General features: G+C 72.8%; 13 protein-coding genes. 6 read left to right on the forward strand and 7 right to left on the reverse strand.

Going from position 1 to position 14,066, the window contains the following annotated elements; translation table 11 throughout:
- Window positions 1-92: 92 nt before the first annotated feature.
- The 3 genes from ACFY0I_RS13840 to ACFY0I_RS13850 all read right to left on the reverse strand — a co-directional run bounded on the left by ACFY0I_RS13840 (window position 93) and on the right by ACFY0I_RS13850 (window position 4,707).
- Window positions 93-2,075, reverse strand: a complete 1,983-nt coding sequence (locus ACFY0I_RS13840) for an MDR family MFS transporter (protein WP_388894437.1) — start codon at window positions 2,073-2,075, stop codon at window positions 93-95.
- 149 nt (window positions 2,076-2,224) lie between these two features.
- A complete protein-coding gene (locus tag ACFY0I_RS13845) occupies window positions 2,225-3,580 on the reverse strand; it encodes a 6-phospho-beta-glucosidase (RefSeq protein ID WP_388894163.1) in 1,356 nt (451 codons plus the stop codon).
- Between the two features lie 254 nt (window positions 3,581-3,834).
- Window positions 3,835-4,707 (reverse strand): helix-turn-helix domain-containing protein, encoded by an 873-nt coding sequence (locus tag ACFY0I_RS13850; RefSeq protein ID WP_388894166.1) that lies wholly within the window; start codon window positions 4,705-4,707, stop codon window positions 3,835-3,837.
- Window positions 4,708-5,041: 334 nt separating this feature from the next.
- On the opposite strand from ACFY0I_RS13850, the gene ACFY0I_RS13855 reads away from it, so the two are divergent.
- The 3 genes from ACFY0I_RS13855 (at window position 5,042) to ACFY0I_RS13865 (ending at window position 7,536) form a co-directional block, all read left to right on the forward strand.
- A complete protein-coding gene (locus tag ACFY0I_RS13855; protein ID WP_383990965.1) occupies window positions 5,042-5,710 on the forward strand; it encodes a helix-turn-helix domain-containing protein in 669 nt (222 codons plus the stop codon).
- A gap of 64 nt (window positions 5,711-5,774) precedes the next feature.
- Window positions 5,775-6,332 (forward strand): toxin-antitoxin system, toxin component, encoded by a 558-nt coding sequence (locus ACFY0I_RS13860; protein WP_388894169.1) that lies wholly within the window; start codon window positions 5,775-5,777, stop codon window positions 6,330-6,332.
- A 19-nt stretch (window positions 6,333-6,351) separates the two neighbouring features.
- Window positions 6,352-7,536 carry an MAB_1171c family putative transporter gene (locus tag ACFY0I_RS13865; RefSeq protein ID WP_388894172.1) on the forward strand — a complete coding sequence of 395 codons (1,185 nt, stop codon included), beginning with the start codon at window positions 6,352-6,354 and terminating at the stop codon, window positions 7,534-7,536.
- A 38-nt stretch (window positions 7,537-7,574) separates the two neighbouring features.
- Here ACFY0I_RS13865 and ACFY0I_RS13870 read toward each other — a convergent pair whose 3' ends face one another.
- From ACFY0I_RS13870 to ACFY0I_RS13880, 3 genes are all read right to left on the reverse strand, one after another.
- The gene (locus ACFY0I_RS13870) at window positions 7,575-8,351 is read right to left on the reverse strand and encodes a hypothetical protein (RefSeq protein ID WP_388894174.1); all 777 of its coding nucleotides are present in this window, start codon (window positions 8,349-8,351) and stop codon (window positions 7,575-7,577) included.
- Between the two features lie 55 nt (window positions 8,352-8,406).
- On the reverse strand, window positions 8,407-9,006 hold the full coding sequence (locus ACFY0I_RS13875; RefSeq protein ID WP_388894177.1) for a hypothetical protein: 600 nt from the start codon (window positions 9,004-9,006) through the stop codon (window positions 8,407-8,409).
- A 109-nt stretch (window positions 9,007-9,115) separates the two neighbouring features.
- Window positions 9,116-10,033: a helix-turn-helix transcriptional regulator gene (locus ACFY0I_RS13880; RefSeq protein ID WP_388894180.1), complete on the reverse strand. Its 918-nt coding sequence runs from the start codon at window positions 10,031-10,033 to the stop codon at window positions 9,116-9,118.
- Window positions 10,034-10,434: 401 nt separating this feature from the next.
- Here ACFY0I_RS13880 and ACFY0I_RS13885 point away from each other — a divergent pair, with 401 nt between their 5' ends.
- The 3 genes from ACFY0I_RS13885 to ACFY0I_RS13895 all read left to right on the forward strand — a co-directional run bounded on the left by ACFY0I_RS13885 (window position 10,435) and on the right by ACFY0I_RS13895 (window position 12,768).
- Window positions 10,435-10,569 carry a hypothetical protein gene (locus ACFY0I_RS13885; protein WP_388894183.1) on the forward strand — a complete coding sequence of 45 codons (135 nt, stop codon included), beginning with the start codon at window positions 10,435-10,437 and terminating at the stop codon, window positions 10,567-10,569.
- A gap of 301 nt (window positions 10,570-10,870) precedes the next feature.
- Window positions 10,871-12,118 carry a sensor histidine kinase gene (locus tag ACFY0I_RS13890; protein ID WP_388894440.1) on the forward strand — a complete coding sequence of 416 codons (1,248 nt, stop codon included), beginning with the start codon at window positions 10,871-10,873 and terminating at the stop codon, window positions 12,116-12,118.
- Window positions 12,106-12,768, forward strand: a complete 663-nt coding sequence (locus ACFY0I_RS13895; protein ID WP_388894186.1) for a response regulator transcription factor — start codon at window positions 12,106-12,108, stop codon at window positions 12,766-12,768. Before ACFY0I_RS13890 ends, ACFY0I_RS13895 begins: the two co-directional genes overlap by 13 nt.
- A 40-nt stretch (window positions 12,769-12,808) precedes the next feature.
- On the opposite strand, the gene ACFY0I_RS13900 is transcribed toward ACFY0I_RS13895, so the two are convergent.
- A complete protein-coding gene (locus ACFY0I_RS13900; RefSeq protein WP_388894189.1) occupies window positions 12,809-13,999 on the reverse strand; it encodes a glycosyltransferase 87 family protein in 1,191 nt (396 codons plus the stop codon).
- Window positions 14,000-14,066 lie beyond the last annotated feature (67 nt).

Below are 14,066 nucleotides of genomic sequence, written 5' to 3' on the forward strand. Positions count from 1 at the left end.
CACGTAGGACGTCCGCCGTCCACCGGGAGTTCCCCCGGCTCGCACGGGAGTTCCACCCCACGCCCTCCCCAAGGCGAACCGGAACAACCCCCTCAGGCCCGCTGTCCGACGCCCGGCGCGAAGTTGCCCTCGGCCAGGTCCTCCGCCAGCAGCCGCTTCGCGATCGCGTCGGCCGCCACCCGCAGTTCCGCGCTGCGCGGTCGACCGCGGTCCTTCTCCAACTGGTCCCCGAGCCACTGCGCCCAGGCCGCGGAGATGACGTCCGCCTCCCGCTGCCCGGCCCGCGTCAGGGAGAAGAAGTGCCCGTCGCGCGTGAGGTAGCCCTCCTCCACCATCCGGTCGTAGACGGGGAGCAGGACCTCGGGCGGCACGGAGCGCCGCCCGGCGATGAGGCCGAGGCTCGCGTGGCCGATCGTCCGGGTCATCCGTTCGACCTGCATGACCGCCCACGCGCCCGCGATGTCCAGCCGGGTGTCGGAGGCGTTCACGATGCCGCGCGCGTCCTGCGCTCCCATGTTCCGTACGATCTTGCCGACGGCCAGCTCCAGCAGCTTGGCGGAGTCCCCGGAGGCCGTGGCGGGCGAACCGAAGCCGTCGCCCATGTCGGTGGACCCGGCGCGGGCGGAGTCCCGCAGCTTGACCTCCTTGAGGAACAGCGCGACCACGAAGCCGACCACGGCCACCGGGACCGTCCACAGGAACACCGTCTGGATGGTGTCCGAGTACGCGGCGATCACCGGGGCGGCCGCCTCCGGATCGAGGCCGCGTACGCCCATGGGGCTCTGCGAGGCCGCGGCCAGCCGCGCCGGGTCCTCGCCCGTGGCGCGGGCCGCCTCGGCGACCGCCGTCTTCAGCGCGGGGGTCAGGGTGTTGGCGTAGATGGTGCCAAACACGGCGGTCCCGAAGGCGCTGCCGAGCGTACGGAAGAAGGTGACGCCGGAGGTGGCCGTGCCGAGGTCGGCGTAGTCGACGGTGTTCTGCACGACGATGGTCAGCACCTGCATGCACAGGCCGATGCCGGTGCCCAGTACGAACATGTAGAGGGATGCCAACCAGGCGCTGGTGCCCGGTCCCATCAGCGACAGCAGGTACAGGCCGAGGCCCATCACCGCGCAGCCGGCGATGGGGAAGATCCGGTAGCGGCCGGTCTTGCTGACGAAGTTGCCGCTGAAGACGGAGGCGATGAGCAGTCCGATGACCATCGGCAGGGTCCGGACGCCCGAGACCGTGGCCGAGTCGCCGTCCACGTACTGCAGGTAGGTCGGCAGGAAGGTCATCGCGCCGAGCATCGCGAAGCCGACGACGAAGCTCAGGACGGAGCAGATCGAGAAGACCGGATTGCCGAACAGCCTCATGGGGAGCATGGGTTCCGCGGCGCGGACCTCCGCGAGACAGAACAGCGCCAGGGCCAGGACACCGATCCCGAACAGGCCGATGATCATCGGGGAGGACCAGGCGTACTCGTTGCCGCCCCAGCTGGTGCCGAGGATCAGGGCGCTCGCGCCGACCGAGACAAGCGCGATGCCGAGGTAGTCGATCACGGTCTTGCCGGCGGCCCGGACCGAGGGGATGGTCCGCGCGGCCGCGATCACCACGAGGATGGCGATGGGGACGTTGACGTAGAAGCACCAGCGCCAGCTCAGGGAGTCGGTGAACAGCCCGCCCAGCAGCGGCCCGATGACGGTGGCCACGCCGAAGACGGCGCCGATCGCGCCCTGGTACTTGCCGCGTTCGCGCAGCGGCACCACGTCGGCGATCAGCGCCATCGCGGTGACCATGAGCCCGCCCGCGCCGACGCCCTGGACTCCGCGCCACAGGATCAGGAGCGTCATGTTGCTCGCGAAGCCGCACAGGAAGGACCCGGTGATGAAGACGATCGCCGAGATCTGGAAGATCAGTTTCCGGCCGAAGACGTCACCGAACTTGCCGACCAGCACCGTCGAGACGGTCTCCGCGAGGAGGTAGGCGGTCACCACCCACGACATGTGGTCGCCGCCGCCGAGGTCCGCCACGATGGTGGGCAGCGCGGTGCCCACGATCGTCTGGTCGAGGGCCGCGAGCAGCACACCCAGCATGATCGTGCCGAAGATGACGTTGCGCCGCCGCCGGTCGAGCACCGGGGGCGCGGGGGCCGTGGCGGGGGCTGTGGTCACAGTCGCACTCTCACAGCGCCCCCGCCGTCCCGCATGCGGCACAAGGCCGTACGGGTGATCCCGGCCCGGAATCAGCGCAGGTGGGCGAGGCCCGGGTGCTCCGCCGCGTAGCCGTCGACCAGCTTCCTGGCCACGGTCACGGAGTCGACCAGCGGGTGCAGGGCGAAGGCCTTGACCGCGTCCGTCCGCGAGCCGCTCCGCGCCGCGGCCAGCACCTCACGTTCGACCGCCTTGACCGAGGTCACCAAGCCCACCGCGTGCAGGGGCAGCGGGGCGACGGCGACCGGGTGGGCGCCGTTGGCGTCGACGAGGCAGGGCACCTCGATGACCGCTTCCGCGTCGAGCACGGACAGGGTGCCCCGGTTGCGGACGTTGAGGATCAAGGTGGCGCGTTCGTCCCGGGCGATGGCCCGCATCAGGGCGAGCGCGACCTTCTCGTAGCCACCGGACTCCAGGTCGCTCTCCTCGCGCTCGCCGACGCCGGCCACCTCCCGGTTCTCGGCCATGTACGTGGCCTCCCGCTCGGCCCGCGTCCGGTCCCAGGCCGAGAGCGCGGATCCGGCGGACGCCCCGGGTCCCCCGGCCTCGGCGTAGAAGCTCCGCTGCTGGTCGCGCAGGAAGGCGCCGCGCGTCTGCTTGGCCTCCTGGTAGGCCCGTACGGTGTCACGGTTGAAGTAGTAGTAGTGGAGATACTCGTTCGGGATCGCCCCCAGCGAGCGCAGCCACTCGGCCCCGAACAGCCGGCCCTCCTCGAAGGACTCCAACGCCTCGGTGTCGGCCAGCAGTCGGGGCAGTTCGTCGCGGCCGGCGATCCGCAGGCCGCGCACCCAGCCGAGGTGGTTGAGGCCGACGTAGTCGATCCAGGCGTCCTCGGGACGGGCACCGAGCAGTCGCGCGATCCGGCGGCCGAGCCCGACCGGCGAGTCGCAGATGCCGATGACCCGGTCACCCAGTTCCTCCGCCATCGCCTCGGTGACCAAGCCGGCGGGGTTGGTGAAGTTGATGACCCAGGCATCGGGCGCCGTACGGGCGATCCTGCGCGCGATCTCCCGGGCCACCGGCACGGTCCGCAGGCCGTACGCGACACCGCCCGCGCCGACCGTCTCCTGACCCAGCACCCCCTCGGCCAGCGCCACCCGCTCGTCCGCGGCCCGGCCGTCCAGGCCGCCGACGCGGATGGCGGAGAAGACGAAGTCGGCCCCGCGCAGGGCCTCGTCCAGGTCCCGGGTGGCGGTGACCGTCGGGGCGTCCGGGACGCCGGCGGCAGCAGCCTGACCGGCGAGCACCCGGGCCATGGCGGTGAGCCGGCCGGGATCCTCGTCGTACAGGGTCACGTGTGACACCCGGCCCTCGGCGTGATCCCCGAGAAGTGCTCCGTAAACGAGCGGGACGCGGAATCCGCCCCCGCCGAGGATGGTCAACCGCACGCCTCTTACCGTCCTTTCGCCGTCACCACCGGACCCACCGCACCGGACACCACCGGACCGGCGGACCCGCCGGACCACCGGACCCGAGGGGTCGTCGCGTCCGCCGGGAGCCGCGGTCCGTGCCGCGTCCCCCGACACGAACGATGCCACGGTCCGTGGCCTCCGCGCGTGACGCGGATCGTGGCACGGATCGTGGCATCCAGGCGGTGGTGACCCACCGCGACAGCCGGGCGGGGGCCGATGGCCCCGGTAGGTCAGTCCTCCAACGACGGCACGGCCCGCAGCCGCGCCCCCTGCTGCTGCGGGATTCCGCCCCCGCCGCGCACCGGTCCCTTGGGCAGGCCCTGCGGGGCCGAGAGCACCAGGGTGATCCGGGTGAGTCCCATCGCTTCCAGCATTCGGCTGGATTCCGCCACCATGCGGCAGCGCACCACGCCCCACCCCGGGTCGGGATGACGCACCGTTCGTACCGCTCCGTCCTGTTCGGCCGCCGCCTCGCCGTGGGTGCTCAGCCAGTGCGGGACGCCGTAGCGGTAGGCGGCCTCCATGAACGGGTCACGGGCCACCTCCTGTCGGATGCTCCGCAGCCCCTCGTCCTCGGGCGCGGCCGACAGCGCGGTCGCGAACTGCGCCAACAGCGGTACGCACCAGCCCGGTTCGTGGTCCTCCAACACGGCCGCGGCGTCCGGGTGGAACAGCACGAAGCGCAGGAAGTTGTCGTCCGGCAGGGCCGTCGGATGCGGGCGCACCGACTGGAAGAGCTGGTCGAAGGCCGAGTTGGTGAGGGCCACGTCCCATCGGTGGTCCACCAGGAAACTCGGGTAGGGAACGGCCTCCATCAGGGCCGCGTAGTCACACAGGTAGTCGCGCTGGGCCGGGTCCTGGGGCAGCCGGCTCTCCTCGGCCGCGCGCCAGGTGGGCGGCGGATCGCGGTCGACCATGACCCGGAAGAGCCAGAAGCATTGCCGCTCGCTCATTTCCAAGGCCTCGGCCAGGGCGAGGAGCTTGCGGTCCGTCCACTCCTTGACGAGTCCGCGCTCCCAGTTTCCGTAGGCGCGCACGCTGATGCGCAGCCGCGACGCGAGGTCCTCCTGGCTCAGCCCAAGTTCCTCACGGCGCTGGCGCAAAATCTCCTTGCGCCGTTCCGACCGCACTGCGCCACGCGCGGTTTCTTCGCCCGCCAGGCGTTCCTCACCGGCTCGGACGAGGCCATCGGACGGGCCCACCGCTGCGAGATGTGGCACCGAGAGCTCCCCCTCCTCACGGTCTGGATCTTCATTTCCGTGTGGCGATCCTGCTACCGACTTCATTCGAGTGTCAACTATTGTGGCAATTCCAGCCTGGCGACAGCTCATTCCCGCCACAGCTGTGGCAAGTTCTAGCTCTCCCGAGGCAGAGCGGATAGATTCCCTGAGGCCGACCACGTGCCCACTGACCTCGCGCGATCTAGGAGAACCACTGGTGACAGACGGCTTCCCGGCTCCCGTCGCGGTGGCCAACGCGCCCCTGGCAGCGACCGTCACGCGGGTCGCCGAACTCGCGAACAAAATGGGCCGCACCCTGAACCAGGTCTTCGACCTGCGGCGACTCTCGGAGGCCTCCGGCGTCCCGACGGACGTGATCAAAACCCTCCTCGACGGTCGCCCCGCCGGCGAACCCGACCTCCAGGCCCGCTTCCTCCAGCGCCTCGACCTGCTCCGGCGCACCCGGGTCAAACCCAACGGCCGGCGCTACACCCAGCAGGAGATCGCGGACGGCGCCGGAATGTCCCGGCAGCAGGCGGGCGCCCTCATCAACGGCGACCGGCGCCCCACCATGGAACACTGTGACGCGATCCAGCGTTTCTTCGGAGTGCACGCCGGCTTCCTCACCGCCCACGACGCCGATGCCCTCACCGACGCCCTCCAGCGCACCGAGCAGCAGCTGCTCCAGGACTTCGCGGGGCGCGAACGGCAAACCGTACCGGCGGAAGCCGCTTCGGCCGGCGATCCGCTGGCAAGACTCCTGCAGAACCACGGTGTACGGGGCATCGCCTGGCGCGCCGCCCAACTGCCCAGCGACAAGCACCGGGACAAGGTGACCGAATGGCTGGACATGCTTCTCGAAAGTGTCAAACCGAACGAATCATGACCCAGTCGAAAGTCTGGATCTGATCCTTGAATCCTGATCCGGATCCACGCCGACGGGGAGAACGGTGAGCATAGGCAGAGCGCAGCGGCGGTTGTGCGCGGAGCTGGTGGCCGGCCTCACGCTGACCGCCCCCGTCGAACCCGTGGACCTCTACGCCGCCCTGTGCGCGGGCATGAGCAGGCACCGGGGTCGTCGGGTGGACTTCCGTATGGCCGCGTTCCCGCAGGGAACGGCCAGTGGGCTGTGGCTCGACATGGCGGACCGCGACCTGGTGGTCATCGAGGAACGCACCGCACCGGATCACCAGCTGGTGATCCTCGGTCACGAGCTGTGGCACATGAAGGCCGGCCACTGCAGCCACCACGTCGACGGCGCCGCCGTCGCCGCCCGCCTGCTCACCGACGAGGCCGATCTCGGCGAAACCGTCCGACGGGTCGCCGCGCGCACCCGCGCCGACGTCCAGGAGGAGACGGAGGCCGAGACCTTCGGATTACTCCTGGGCAGTAGGTGTCGCACCTGGCTCGCCGGATCCGCCGGTCACCGGGCCCCGGCCCAACGCGACGAACTGGCGGGTCGCATCGAGACCTCGCTCGGCTACCGGGGGCACAGGAAAGAACGTTGAAGTCGAACAGGAACCACCGTTGAAGGGTCAGGACTACTACATCCCGGCAGCCGCGATGGCGATCTCCCTCGTCTTCAAACTGCCGGCGCTGCGCAGCAACTGGCGCGACCCGCTCCTGCGATCCGTCTGCGTACTGCTCGTCCTGGCCGGAGCGGTGTTCACGTTCGCCGCCCCGCCCACCATCGCGGCCGTCAACCGCTGGACGGGGATACCCAACCTCTCCGCCCCGCTGGTGTACTGCCTGATGACGGCCTTCAGCGCCTCCTGCCTGGTCCTGGTGTTCAACTGGCGCGGTGGTCCGGCCGAGGAGACGCGGCGCACCTCGCAGCGCTGGATCGCCGGCTACTCCGTCGTGATCGTGGCGATCATCGTGCTGTTCGTGCTCGGTGACGTGCCCGAGGAACGGCTGCGCGACTTCGACACGCACTACGCGAACACCCCGTACATCCGCGTGATGATCGCCTTCTACCTGTTGGCCCACAACGTGGCCGCGATGACGATGGTCGCGATGTGCTGGCGCTGGTCCCTCCAGGTGCACGGCTGGCTGCGGACGGGCCTGGTGACCATCGTGTCGGGCTACGCCTTCAGCCTCACCTACGACGCCACGAAGTTCGCGGCGGTCATCGCCCGCTGGACCGGCAACAACCTGGACGACCTCAGCACCTACGCCGCCCCGCCGCTGGCCTCCGCCGGGGCGCTGGTCAGCGCCGTGGGCTTCGTGATGCCGCTGGTGTGCCAGCGGGCCTCCGACCACTGGCACACCTGGGCGACGTACCGGCGGCTCGGCGCGCTGTGGCACGAGGTGCACAGCACCGCGCCCCGCGGGACGCCGTCGGTCCGGATGTCGTGGTGGTCACCGGCCGAGATCCGGGTGATCCAGCGGGAGTCGGACATCCACGACGGGTTCCTGCGGCTCGGCCCCTGCTTCGACCGCCGGCAGCGGGAGGAGGCCTACGAACGGGCCCTGGCGGACGGCGCGGACGAGGAGACGGCCCGCGCGGTCGCCGACGCGGCGATGGTGGCGGCCGCCGTGCGGGCCTGCGCCGCCGACCCGGACGGCCTCGGGGACCTCGACGCGGACGCGGAGGACCACGTGCTCATCATGGCCGACGGGCCGCGCGACCTCGTACGGATCTCGCACGCCCTGCGGCATTCGCCGCTGGTGGCCGCCGCGCGACGGCACGCGCCCGTACCGGGGGCCTGACCCCCGGACGGGGATCAGGCAGCGGTCCCGGCCGCGGTTCAGCGGGAGGCGGTCACCGAGACCGCCGGGAACAGGTCCTGGAAGGGGCCGGCGGAGTCGACGCCGTCCCGCCCGTACGGTGCGTCGAAGCTCCAGACCATGAACAGCAGGAACACGATCAGCGCGCTGAACAGGCCTGCCAGCAGCAGTTCGCGCCCGGAGCGGCGGATCTGCAGGGTGAAGATCAGCCCGATCGTGACGATGCCGCCGACCAGCAACCCGAACCAGACCACCCCGGGCAGGGTGGACCCGGAGCTCTGGGTGCGCGAGTGGCGGGCGTCGTCGGCGGTCGCGATGTGGTCGAGCAGCGGCTGGTAGGCCTGGGCCTGGAGTTCGGTGGCCGGGCTCTGGTGGGTGACGTCGGTGCGCAGCTTGCCGAGGAGCACGCCGCCCTCGGGGGTGGTCGCCTCGCCCGCCGTCAGCCGCGGCCAGTCCACGTCGACGGTGTGGGTGACGTACGCGTCCACCTCGCCGCGGATCCGGTCGCGGACGGCGGCCGGGTAGACGTCGGCACGCTGGGTGACCTCGTACAGGGACTGGGCCTCGCGGCGCACGCTGTCCTCGGCGGCGCCGCGCGCCTCCCAGACGCCCGCGATGGCCAGGCCCAGGACGATCGCGTAGACCACCCCGACCATCATCGTCATGTACTCGATGACGTCGGGGGTCTCGCTGGTGTCCTCGTCGGCCGCGACCCGGCGGTGCCGGATCGTGGTGATGGTGAGGACGAGGGCGCAGACGAGCGCCATGGCGATGGCCAGGACCAGCCATTCGGACACGAGGGATCTCCCGTTCGTTGGTGCGGTGGTACGAGGGGTGCGCGGGTCGGGGCCGCTATCCGCGGCTCTTGGAGCGGGGCCGCAGCGCGGCGGCCGCGAGCACGGCGGGGGTGGTGACGACGGCCATGAGCGTCATGGTGCCGAGACCGTCCGGGCCGCGCCGCTCCAAGGCCGCCGAGTGGTACGGGCGCATGCGGAAGGCACTGGCGAAGGCGACGGCGGCCCCGGGCGCGGGCGGGGCGGCGTCCTCGGTGGTCGCGGTCTCCGGTTGCTCCCCGGCGGCCGGCGCAGCCGCGGCGGGCTTCGCGTCGTCAACCGGCGCCGGGGCCACGGGCCCGGGCGGGTCGGCGGGGGCGGCCGGGGCGGGGAGCGCGGGGAGGCCGGGGGCGACCCCGGGGTGGTGCGCCGTGGGCCGCCCGGCCGGGGACACCGTGACCCGGGGGGAGGGCGTCACCGGGGACGGCGCCGGGGGGCGCACCACGGGCGGCTCGACGGGGCGCGGCCGGCCACCGGGGGGTCGTACCGTCCCTCCGGGCACGCACACGTCCACCCGGGCCCCGCGGCCGTTGCCGTCACCCGCGACGGCCACGTGACCGTGCAGGGGGCAGAGCGCGGCCACCAGGCCCGCCCCGGCGAAGTACTGCCAAGCCGTCACCGCGGTCCTCCCGATCGGCAGCCACATGAGGGTTACGGCTGAAGAAACGATCAAGGGGCGAGTTCGACACGCGGCGAACAGGTCGGGATCCGTGTCCGAGAGGAACGGTCTACGTACGACTGTCGCTGGGCGCTCCGGGTCGCGCCGGGGTGTCGGTGGTCGGGGCGACCGTACCGGCCAGGATCCGCAGCGCGGCCTCGGACGGCGAGCCGGCCTCCGCCGTGTAGGTGATCAGGGTCTGGTCGGGATCGTCGGGCGGGCTGAGGCTCTCGTAGGCGAGGGTGAACTCGCCGACCAGCGGATGCCTCAGGTGGTATCCGCCGTGGGTCTTCTCCGCCACTTCCTGGGCCTGCCACATGGGCCCGAACTCCGGGCTGCGATCGGCCAGTTCCTCGATCAGCGCGGTGAAGCGGGCATCGTGGGGGTGCCGGGCAAGGTCGAAGCGGAGGTAGGCGACGAGGTCGCGTGCCTTCGTCTCCCAGTTGACGAAACGGCCGCGCACCTCGGGGTGCAGGAAAACCAGCCAGGCCTTGTTGCGGCGTTCCGGCGGCAGCGCCGCGAAGTCGGTCACCAGGGTCGCGAAGAGCGGGTTCCAGGCGAGGATGTCCGTGCGCCGGCCCAGCACGAAGGCCGGGGTCTCGGGCATCGCCTCCAGCAGCCTGCGCAGCCCCGGACGGACCTGCTGCGCGTCCGCCGCCGCGGCCGCCGCGGCGGGGTCCACCGCGGAGCCGGCCCGGCCCGTGTTGCGCACCAGCCGGGTGAGGTGGTCCGTCTCCGCCGCGTCCAGCCGCAGGGCGGCGGCCACGGCGGCCACGACCGTCTCGGAAGGGTTCTCGGCGCGGCCCTGCTCGAACCGGGTGTAGTAGTCCACGCTGACCCCGGCGAGCTGCGCCAGCTCCTCCCGGCGCAGCCCGGGAACCCTGCGGCGGCCGCCGAAGGAGGCCACTCCCGAGTCCTCGGGACGGATCCGCGCGCGGCGCGACCGCAGGAAGTCGCCGAGTTCTGCCCTGGGCCCTGTCCGGTTCATGTCGCCGATCCTATGCACGTCCGGGTACGGAGGAGGGGCCGGTCCCGCGGCCGGCACGAGTCCCCTTACGACTATCCCCCTCTTGTCCTCCCTCCACCCTGCCGGCCCACCACACCACGCCGCGTCCGACCGCCCCACCCATGATCGGAGGCGCGAATCCGCAGCTCAGCGGGGATCGCCCGGGTGGCGGAAGGACGGTGACGGGTGGCAGCACCGGAGCAGGGCACCCTCGCGGCGCGGACGAACGCCCCCGCCCAGTCCGCACCGCCCCGGCCGCACCGCCCCGGCCGCACCGGAAGGCCGGCCCGGCCCGCCCGGCACGGCCTCCCTCGGCGAGGGCATCCTGCCGCGCTCCGTCATGGGGGTGGTGCTCACCGTGGTCACGATCCTGTACGTCATCCGTGGCGGACGCCCGCCCGTACGCGTGGGAGCTGGACTGGTCGTTCCCGCAGCTCTCCGCACTGTTCGTCCGGCCCCTGCCCGCGATCCCGTTGGTGCCGATCTGCGGGTTCCTCGCCCTGGGCGCGGCCCTGTGAGCGGAACGCCGCCCCGGGGATCCGTTGTTCGGCAGGCGGCAGGCGCAGGACGCGGAGCCGGCGGGTGCGGCGGGTGCGGCGTGCCACCGCGCCTTCGGGGTACGTAGGGTTGCTCCCTACCGACCCTACGGAGGAGACCCATGCCCCGGCTCGCCATCCCGGAGGAGTTCTTCGACGAGGACGACGGTCCGATGGAGCAGGTCCGCTCCCGGACCGGGACCGACGACGTGGCGGTCGGCGCGTAGTGGGGGCCGTGGGGGACACGGGCGGCGGCGAGCCGGCCGTCGCCGTACGGGGCGCGATGCGCCGGCCGCTGCGCTTCCTGGGTTCGTGGTGGCCGTGGCGCTGCTGGGCGTACCTGGCGAGCGGAGCCGTAGTCGGGTACCCGGTGCTGGTGGTGCTGGTGCTGCTCGTCGGGTTCGGGGTGGTGCTGTCCGTGGTCGGGATCGGGCTGGGGCTGCTGCTCGCGGCGGTGGCCGGCGCGGTCCCGCTCGGGCGGCTGGAGCGGCGACGGCTGCGCTGGGTCGATCCGCACCCGGTGGCGGATCCGCACACCTCCCTGGCCGGGGCGGGGCCGGCAGCCCGGCTGCGGACGCGGCTGCGGGAGCGGTCCACCTGGCGGGAGTTCGGGTACGCCGCGCTGCTCGGGCCCGTCTTCGGGGCGGCCGGCTTCGGAGTGATCACGCTGCTGGCGTTCTCGGCGATCCTGATCGCCACGCCCGTCACCGTGTGGGCCATCGCCCCGGACACGGTGATGCTGATCCCCGGCCGCGCGGTGGCGGATCCCGTGGAGGGCCTGGCCGGAACCGCGGTGGGGCTGGTGGGGCTGGTCGTCACCGCCTACGCGGGCGCCCTGCTCGCCGGGGCGCAGGTGAAGACGGCGCGACTGCTGCTGGGGCCGCGCGAGGAGGACGGCAGGGTACTGGAGCTGACCCGTTCGCGGGTGCGTCTCGTCGACGCCTTCGAGGCGGAACGACGACGGATCGAACGGGACCTGCACGACGGAGCACAGCAACAACTGGTGGCGCTCAGCATGACGTTGGGCCTGGCCGAGCTGGAGCTGCGCAAGGTTCCCGGAGCGGCCGGCGCTGCCGGGCTCGTGAGCCGGGGGCGCGGCGAGGCCAAGCTCGCCCTGGAGCAACTGCGGGACCTGGTACGGGGAATCCACCCGCAGGTGCTGACCGACCACGGCCTGGCGGCGGCCGTCGCCGAGGTGGCGTTGCGCCATCCGGTGCCGGTGACCGTGGACCTGCCGGTGCCGCGACTGCCCGAACCGGTGGAGACCACCGCCTACTTCACCGTCACGGAGGCCCTCGCCAACGCCGCGAAGCACAGTGGCGCCTCGCACGTCGGTGTCGCCGGTAGGGTCGAGAGCGGCCGGCTCACCCTCACCATCACCGACGACGGCCGCGGCGGGGCGGACCCCGGCGCGGGGGCGGGCCTGGCGGGTCTGGCGGACAGGGTGGCGATGTTGCAGGGCAGGCTGATGGTGTCCAGTCCGGCGGGCGGGCCGACGGAACTCCGCGTGGAGGTGCCGTGCTCCGGGTGATCCTCGCCGAGGACTCGGTACTGCTGCGGGCCGGACTGTCGGAGTTGCTGACCCTCGGCGGGCACCGGGTCGTGGCGGCCGTCGGTGACGCTCCCGGGCTGTTGCGGGCCGTGGAGGCCGAACGGCCGGACGTGGTCGTCACCGACGTGCGCATGCCGCCCGGCCTGCGCGACGAGGGGCTGCGCGCGGCGCTGGAACTGCGTTCTCGGGACGCCTCGTTGCCGGTGCTCGTGCTGTCCCAGTACGTGGCGACCGCGTACGCGACCCAGCTGTTCTCGGCGGGCCCGGGGGGCGGGTTGGGCTACTTGCTCAAGGACCGGGTCGGTGAGGTGACCGAGTTCCTCGACGCCCTGCGGCGGGTGCACGCCGGACAGACGGTCATCGACCCGGAGGTGGTCCGCATCCTGCTCGCTCCCGCGCCGCGGGAGCAACCCCTCGGCCGCCTCACCCCGCGCGAGCGGGAGGTGCTGTCACTGATGGCGGAGGGACTCAACAACCAGACGGTCGCGGAGCGCCTGTTCATCACGGAGGCCTCGGTGGTCAAGCACGCCGGCAACATCTTCGCGAAGCTGGAGCTGGACCCCACCGAGGGCAACCGCCGCGTCCTGGCGGTCCTCGCCCACCTCCGCGGCTCCACAGCCGGGGCCTGAGCCGCCCCCTCGGGGGATCGGGCCGCGCCGGCACGGGTCCCTACCGGACTTCGGCCGGCTCCGCGCGCCGCCGGGAGCGGGCCACCACGCGGGACGCGCCCACCGGAGCCGCGGTGCGGGCCCAGGCCACCAGCAGGACGGGGAGCGCCAGGTAGCCGAAGCGGCCCGCCGGCGCCAACAGGAAGGCCAGGGTCAGGCCGAGGGCGAGCCGGTGGGCGGCGGCCTCGACCGTACGGGGCGGTCGCACCACCAGCGAGACGGCGACCGCCACGCCGCCGAGCAGCAACAGACCTACTGTCAGATACCAACCCCATGGGCCGAGTTCGGCCAACAGGTGTCCCGGCAGCGGACTGCTCGCCGGGGTCGGCACGTCCGCGCGGCCGGTGGGGAAGGCGAACACCTGCCGCCACAGCTCCGCCGGCTGGAGCAGCAGGCCCGGCAGCACCAGCGCGACGGTTCCGGCGGTGGCGACGGCGGCGCAGCGCACGGCGGCCCGCGCTCCCCGCAGGGCCCCGAGCAGCGCGACGGCGACCGCCACCGCGGGCAGCGCGGTCCACTTGAGGGCGCACGCCGCGGCGAGCGCCGCCCCGGACAGCCCGGGTCGCCCGGATCCGGCCGCGGCGAGCGCCAGGCAGCACAGGCCCGCCAACGGCAGGTCCACCCCGCTGACCACCAGCGGCAGCGCCACCACCGGGGAGGCCACCAGCACCGGCAGCAGGGGCGAGCGGGTTCCGCCGAGCAGTCGGCGCCCGGCCCACAGGGCGCCGAACAGGACGGCCGCGCACCAGATCCGGGCGTCCCCCAACGGCCGCACCGCCCAGCTCCCGCCCGCGCCGAAGGCGCCCTCCAGCAGGGCGCGGGGCACGCCGAGGAGCGCCATGCCGGGCAGGTAGGGGGTGTACTCCTCGACCCCGGCGGGTTGGTCGACGTAGATCCGTCCGGTCCGGAGCAGGAGCCGCCCGGCCCGCTCGATCACGGCGACCTCGGACTGCCCCTGACCCGTCAGCACGAGGTACACGAGCGGTACCGCGATCGCCCCGAGCAGAGCCGCGCCGAGGGCGGCACGGCGCCGGCCGAGGGCGGTGGCCCCGGCGGCGGCGAGGTACCCGGCTCCGGCGCACCACCCCCACAGCCGGTGCGGCCCGAGCGAGGAGAACAGCGGGAACGAGAGCGCCCAGCCGGCGGCGAGCAGCCAGCCGGCGGTCCACCGGGCGGTACGGGAAGGGGTCATGGACCCATTCCAGCCGCGCGACCCCCGCCGGGTCTGCACGCCCAGGTGGCCTCTTCGTGGTGGGGTT

Source organism: Streptomyces sp. NPDC001568 (assembly GCF_042893755.1).
Taxonomy (GTDB): domain Bacteria; phylum Actinomycetota; class Actinomycetes; order Streptomycetales; family Streptomycetaceae; genus Streptomyces.

What these genes read in the sequence shown, in the direction of transcription:
- ACFY0I_RS13840 (WP_388894437.1), bottom strand. Translation starts at nt 2,075, where the DNA reads ATGCTGGGTGTGCTGCTCGCGGCCCTCGACCAGACGATCGTGGGCACC.
- ACFY0I_RS13880 (WP_388894180.1), bottom strand. Translation starts at nt 10,033, where the DNA reads ATGAACCGGACAGGGCCCAGGGCAGAACTCGGCGACTTCCTGCGGTCG.
- ACFY0I_RS13890 (WP_388894440.1), top strand. Translation starts at nt 10,871, where the DNA reads ATGCGCCGGCCGCTGCGCTTCCTGGGTTCGTGGTGGCCGTGGCGCTGC.
- ACFY0I_RS13900 (WP_388894189.1), bottom strand. Translation starts at nt 13,999, where the DNA reads ATGACCCCTTCCCGTACCGCCCGGTGGACCGCCGGCTGGCTGCTCGCC.